Source organism: Candidatus Nitrosotalea sp. FS (assembly GCF_011319475.1).
GTDB lineage: Archaea > Thermoproteota > Nitrososphaeria > Nitrososphaerales > Nitrosopumilaceae > Nitrosotalea.
Genome location: NZ_RCMC01000181.1, coordinates 6305 through 7125 on the forward strand (window position 1 = coordinate 6305; position 821 = coordinate 7125).

2 protein-coding genes are annotated in these 821 nt (G+C 40.0%); one reads left to right on the forward strand and one right to left on the reverse strand.

Features of this window, described 5'->3' with window-relative positions:
• Positions 1-459, reverse strand: a 459-nt coding sequence (locus tag DYY66_RS06615) for a radical SAM protein (protein ID WP_338140855.1), incomplete at its 3' end; no start/stop codon positions are given.
• Between the two features lie 60 nt (positions 460-519).
• Here DYY66_RS06615 and DYY66_RS06620 point away from each other — a divergent pair.
• The coding region (locus tag DYY66_RS06620; protein ID WP_255496261.1) for a VOC family protein at positions 520-821 on the forward strand (302 nt) is incomplete at its 3' end.

Sequence of the window (821 nt, forward strand, 5' to 3'; positions counted from 1 at the left end):
TCTTGCGATGAAAAAGACCTCTGCTGCAGTGAGTGCCTTGATGTGCATCTCAGGGTGACTTTTTTTAATGGTATGAAACATTTCTTCATAATATTCAAGCGGAAGTTCAGGATGAAAACCACCAACAATGTGAACCTCTGTAGCACCCAAGCTCTTTGCAATTGCAACACGACCCTCGATGTCCTTTGCTGATAAGGTGTATGCATCAGACTCGTTTCCTTTTCTGTAAAATGCGCACATCTGGCAGCTTGCAGCGCAGACATTAGTATAATTCAGATAATATGATGCAGCAAAAGTTACTTGCTGTCCAACTCTTTTTTGTCTAATCAAGTCTGCGGCGGCACCCAGCATGTAGAGGTTGTCATAAGCCATCAGTTCCACTCCGTCATCGTATGTTAGCTCTTCACCAGCAATGGCTTTCTCAAGTGCCTTAGAGTCCTTGACTAGTTTTTCCAGCATGATACCAGATGAATCCAGTATCAATATAAAATTAACATACAATTCGCTAGATTATTGTACATGAATAGCATCAAAACTTTCATGAAATTACATCATATCGGAATAGTGGTAAATAACATCCAGGAATCATTAGGCGAGCTAAAAAGATACCTAAACTTTGAAACAGTAAGCGCCATAATGCCAGTAGGCAGCCAAAAAGTCAACATCTGTCTCATGAAAGTAGGAGAACCATTCCTTGAACTAATAGAGCCTGCATCACCAGATTCTGCCATTAGTGAATTTGCAAAATCTGGAGGTGGAATACACCATATCTGCTATGAGGTAAAAGACATAGAATCAGAACTAAAATCACTTGCAAAAAA